The 5,000-nt window shown below is 66.8% G+C and carries 4 protein-coding genes (1 of these 4 running past the window's edge); 3 read left to right on the top strand and 1 reads right to left on the bottom strand.

The features are described from left to right. The first annotated feature begins 281 nt into the window (after positions 1 to 281). The 3 genes from trpS (at position 282) to OP497_RS17110 (ending at position 4,507) form a co-directional block, all read left to right on the top strand. Positions 282 to 1,307 carry a tryptophan--tRNA ligase gene (trpS, locus tag OP497_RS17100; protein WP_280550647.1) on the top strand — a complete coding sequence of 342 codons (1,026 nt, stop codon included), beginning with the start codon at positions 282 to 284 and terminating at the stop codon, positions 1,305 to 1,307. A gap of 180 nt (positions 1,308 to 1,487) precedes the next feature. Then, entirely contained in the window at positions 1,488 to 2,696 is a 1,209-nt protein-coding gene (locus OP497_RS17105) for a YeeE/YedE family protein (RefSeq protein WP_280550649.1), read from the top strand. Between the two features lie 131 nt (positions 2,697 to 2,827). Further along, positions 2,828 to 4,507, top strand: coding sequence for an NAD-dependent malic enzyme (locus OP497_RS17110; RefSeq protein ID WP_280550651.1), 1,680 nt, complete (start codon positions 2,828 to 2,830; stop codon positions 4,505 to 4,507). Between the two features lie 225 nt (positions 4,508 to 4,732). Here the strand turns inward: OP497_RS17110 and acnA are convergent, their stop codons facing one another. Then, positions 4,733 to 5,000, bottom strand: partial view of an aconitate hydratase AcnA gene (gene acnA / locus OP497_RS17115; RefSeq protein ID WP_280550653.1) — the end only. The gene runs 2,477 nt beyond the window's last position; only the last 268 of its 2,745 coding nucleotides appear in the window; the start codon falls outside the window, past its right edge; its stop codon occupies positions 4,733 to 4,735.

Below are 5,000 nucleotides of genomic sequence, written 5' to 3' on the forward strand. Positions count from 1 at the left end.
TCGAGGAGGCGCTGTGAACCCCTCCCTGGGCGCTACCGACGCCCTGCTTCGCTCTCGCGTCCTGCTCCGCTTGCAGGGCCGGTGCTGGCCATCCATGGCCAGCCCGTTCGGAGCAATGCTCCTCACCCCTGGCGTAGGACCCCCTTTTCGGCCTGTCCCCGGCGCCTTTCGCTATCGCAGCTGAGCTGGCTGCGATAGCTCTGGAGCGGGCTCCGGTCGCCTTGATCGGGGCCTCGCGTTACCATAGCGGCCATTTCCGCACAGTAGAGTCCGCTTTCCCCATGAGTGCAGCTCCCGAGAAGACCCGCGTTCTCACCGGCATCACCACCACCGGCACCCCTCACCTGGGCAACTACGTGGGGGCGATCAAGCCCGCCATCGCCGCTAGCCAGGATCCGAACGTCCAGTCCTACTATTTCCTCGCCGACCTGCATGCGCTGATCAAGTGCCAGGACCCGCGCCGGGTGCAGGAGTCACGCCTGGAGATCGCGGCGACCTGGCTGGCGCTGGGCCTGGATACCGACAACGCCATCTTCTATCGCCAGTCGGACGTGCCCGAGATCCCCGAGCTGACCTGGATGCTCTCCTGCGTTTGCGCCAAGGGGCTGATGAACCGCGCCCATGCCTACAAGGCGGCGGTGGCCGAGAATGAGATCGCCGGCAACCAGGACCCGGACAAGGGCATCACCATGGGGCTGTTCGGCTACCCGGTGCTGATGGCCGCCGACATCCTGATGTTCAACGCCAACAAGGTGCCGGTGGGCCGCGACCAGATCCAGCACATCGAGATGGCCCGCGACATCGCCGGACGCTTCAACCACCTCTACAAGGGGCAATATTTCACCCAGCCCGAGGCGGTAGTGGACGAGCGGGTGGAGGTCCTCAATGGCATGGATGGCCGCAAGATGTCCAAGAGCTACCACAACACCATCCCGCTGTTCGTCTCCGAGAAGAAGCTGCTGAAGCTGGTCCGCAAGATCAAGACCAACTCCCTGGAGCCCGGCGACCCCAAGGATCCCTCGAGCTGTACCCTGTTCCAGATCTACTCGGCCTTCGCCACGGCCGACGAGACCGAGGCCATGCGCGCCGAGTACGCCAATGGCATCGGCTGGGGCGAGGCCAAGAACCGCGTCTTCGAGCTGCTCAACGAGCAGCTGCGCGCACCCCGCGAACGCTACCAGGCGCTGATGGAGGACCCCGGTCACATCGAGCAGGTGCTGATCAAGGGGGCCGAACGGGCCCGTGCCGAGGCGGCACCCTTCATGGACCGCCTGCGTCAGGCGGTGGGGCTCGGGCGCTTTATCTGATGCAGCCGATGTAAGCGGGCTCGCTTGCGGGCGACGAAAGGACTATCAGGGAGAGGGAGCATCAGCGTTTTTATTCTTGAATGGCATATAAAACTGTATTTAAATGCTTTTTGTGTCCTCCAAGGAAATCGTTATCATGCTTGCTGATGGCATCGTCCCTGACAACGAAGAGAGTCCGCCATGAGTGAACTCGCCCTGACCCGACGCCCCCGACTCTCCGTCTCCGCCGTGGCGGCCGGTGCCCTGCTGCTGGGTGCCCTGGCCGTGGGTGCCGCCTTCGGCGCACGCCTCGGTGCCCTGATGGTGGTGGGGGGCCTGCTGGGCATGGTGCTCTACCATGCCGCCTTCGGCTTCACCGCCGCCTGGCGGGTCTTCATCACCGAACGGCGCGGCCGCGGTCTGCGCGCCCAGATGGTGATGCTGACCCTCGCCGTGCTGCTGTTCTTCCCGGCGTTGGGCGCGGGCAGTCTCTTCGGCCAGTCGGTCTACGGATTCGTGGCCCCGATTGGCATCTCGGTGGTGGTCGGCGCCTTCCTGTTCGGCATCGGCATGCAACTCGGCGGCGGCTGCGGCTCCGGCACCCTGTTCACCGCCGGCGGCGGCAACGCCCGCATGTTGATCACCCTGCTGTTCTTCATCGTCGGCTCGCTGATCGGCACCGCCCACTTCAGCTGGTGGCAGGGCCTGCCCGCCTTCCAGCCGGTGTCGCTGGTCAAGACCGTCGGCACCGGGGGCGGGATCGCCATCAGCCTGGCGCTCTTCGCTGCCATTGCCGCCTTCACCGTGGTGATGGAGAGGCGTCGCCACGGCGAGCTGGAGCGGGCCCCGACCATCGATGCCGGCAACCGTCGCTGGCTCACCGGCCCCTGGCCGCTGCTGGCCGGGGCCGTGGGCCTGGCCCTTCTCAACTTCACCACCCTGGCGCTGGCCGGTCGTCCCTGGGGGATCACCTCCGCTTTCGCGCTGTGGGGCGCCAAGGGCTTCGAGGCCCTCGGCGGCGACGTTAGCCAGTGGGGCTACTGGCAGTCCTCGTGGAATGCGGCCGCCCTGGAGGCCACCCTCTGGCGCGACATCACCAGCGTGATGAACATCGGCATCCTGGTCGGGGCACTGGTGGCGGCGTCGCTGGCGGGCAAGTTCGCCCCCAACTTCCGTATCCCGGCTCGCTCCGTGCTGGCGGCGGTGATCGGCGGCCTGATGCTCGGCTACGGGGCCCGCCTGGCCTTCGGCTGCAACATCGGCGCCTACTTCAGCGGGATCGCCTCCGGCAGCCTGCATGGCTGGGTGTGGCTGGTGGCCGCTTTTGCCGGCAACATGCTCGGGGTGAAGCTGCGTCCCTTCTTCTTCGAGGGCAAGGCGGGCCGGCGGCCCGCGGCGAAGGGTTGCTGAGCCGCGTGATTACCGCGTGATCCGCGCCCCGGCCCAGGCCGGGGCGTCCTCGTGTGCGGCGTGCTAGAGTTGGCGGCAAGGTGCCGACAGAGCGCCAACGGCCCGTTCCAGTCACCGTATCGAGGCGAGAGATGACCATCGACCAAAAGCGTCCCCTCTACATCCCCTATGCCGGCCCGCCGCTGCTCGAGATGCCGCTGCTCAACAAGGGCAGTGCCTTCACCCGCGAAGAGCGTCTGGAGTTCAACCTGATTGGCCTGCTGCCGCAGAATGTGGAGACCATCGAGGAGCAGGCGGAACGGGCCTATCGCCAGTACCGGCAGTGCCAGAGCGACCTGGACAAGCACATCTACCTGCGCGCCATTCAGGACGACAACGAGACCCTCTACTACCGGCTGGTCTCGGAGCACCTTGAGGAGATGCTGCCGATCATCTACACCCCCACGGTCGGCAAGGCGTGCGAAGAGTTTTCCAACATCTACCGCAACCACCGGGGGCTGTTCATCGCCTACCCGGACCGCGACCGCATGGATGACATCCTGCGCAGCTCCACCAAGGACAAGGTCAAGGTGATCGTGGTCACCGACGGCGAGCGCATCCTGGGGCTCGGTGACCAGGGCATCGGCGGCATGGGCATCCCCATCGGCAAGTTGGCGCTCTACACGGCGTGCGGCGGCATCAGCCCGGCCTATACCCAGCCGATCATGCTCGACGTGGGCACCAACAACCAGGCGCTGCTCGACGACCCCATGTACATGGGCTGGCGCCACCGGCGCGTCTCCCAGGAGGAGTACGATGCCTTCATGGCGGAGTTCATCGCCGCGGTGAAGCGCCGCTGGCCGGGGGTGCTGCTGCAGTTCGAGGACTTCGCCCAGGCCAATGCCCTGCCGCTACTCGATCGCTACCGCGACGAGCTGTGCTGCTTCAACGACGACGTCCAGGGGACCGCCTCGGTGGTGGTGGGCACCCTGATGGCAGCCTGCCAGGCCCGTGACGAGGGCATCGGCCAGCAAAAGGTGGTGTTCGTCGGCGCGGGTTCTGCCGGCTGTGGTATCGCCGAGCAGGTGGTGGTGGCCATGCAGACCGAGGGCCTGACCGAGCGGGAGGCGCGCTCGCGCATCTATATGGTCGACCGCGAGGGGCTGGTCACCTCCGAGCAGGCCTGGCTGCGCGACTTCCAGGGCCGCCTGGCCCACGACCCCGGGCGGGTGGCCGGCTGGGACGGCCAGTCGCTGCTCGAGGTGGTGCGACGCATCGAGCCCACGGTGCTGATCGGGGTCTGCGGCAAGCCGGGCATCTTCACCGAGGAGGTGGTACGTGCCATGCACGCGGGCTGCGAGATGCCGCTGATCATGCCGCTCTCCAATCCCACCTCCCGGGCCGAGGCGGTGCCGGAGGACGTGATCCGCTGGACCGACGGCCAGGCCCTGGTGGCCACCGGCAGCCCCTTCCCGCCGGTGGAATACGGCGGCCGCCACATCCCCATCGCCCAGTGCAACAACGCCTACATCTTCCCGGGGATCGGTCTGGGCGTGGTGGCCGCCGGGGCCAAGCGTGTCACCGATGCCATGCTGATGGCCTCGTCCCGGGCGCTGGCCCGCGAGGCACCGCTGGTCAAGCACGGGGAGGGGGCGCTGCTGCCGCCGCTCTCCAAGATCCGTGAGCTCTCCAAGGCGATCGCCTTCGACGTGGCCGCCCAGGCCCAGGGCGAGGGCGTGGCGCTGAAGACCAACGGCATCAAGCTGCGCGAGGCCATCGAGCGCGGCAGCTGGACGCCGGCGTACCGGCGCTATCGCCGCCGCTCGTTCTAAGTCACGAGCTGTGAGCCGCGCGATATGGCGGCACGAAACTCATAAAGAAGCCCCTGCTGGGTAACCAGCGGGGGCTTCGTTGGGAGAGCCTCTACAAAGCTTCTTCAGGTAAGCCAGATAAGCCGGAGGCGCATGCGGCGGAGTCCGCCCGGTGCGCTGGCGCTTACCGGGCCTACGGTAGAAGCATTTCAAAGCACTCTTGCGTGCTCTGGTCAGGCCGTCCTGTCAGGCTGACCCGATCATCTTGCGCAGCACGTAGTGGAGGATGCCGCCGTGGCGGTAGTACTCCAGTTCGTTGGCGGTATCGATGCGGCACAGCACCTCGAGCGTCTTCTCGCCCTTGTCGGAGGCGATGGTCACCTTGACCTTGCCCCCCGGGGTGAGCTCACTGAGGCCGTCGATGGAGACCGTCTCGTCGCCGGTCAGGCCCAGGGTCTTGCGGCTCTCGCCTTCCGGGAACTGCAGCGGGACCACGCCCATGCCGATCAGGTTG

It is taken from the genome of Halomonas sp. 11-S5, from assembly GCF_029889825.1.
GTDB lineage: Bacteria > Pseudomonadota > Gammaproteobacteria > Pseudomonadales > Halomonadaceae > Halomonas.

Coding starts and splice junctions, on each gene's coding strand:
- OP497_RS17110 (WP_280550651.1), top strand. CDS start 2,828: ATGACCATCGACCAAAAGCGTCCCCTCTACATCCCCTATGCCGGCCCG.
- OP497_RS17105 (WP_280550649.1), top strand. CDS start 1,488: ATGAGTGAACTCGCCCTGACCCGACGCCCCCGACTCTCCGTCTCCGCC.
- trpS (WP_280550647.1), top strand. CDS start 282: ATGAGTGCAGCTCCCGAGAAGACCCGCGTTCTCACCGGCATCACCACC.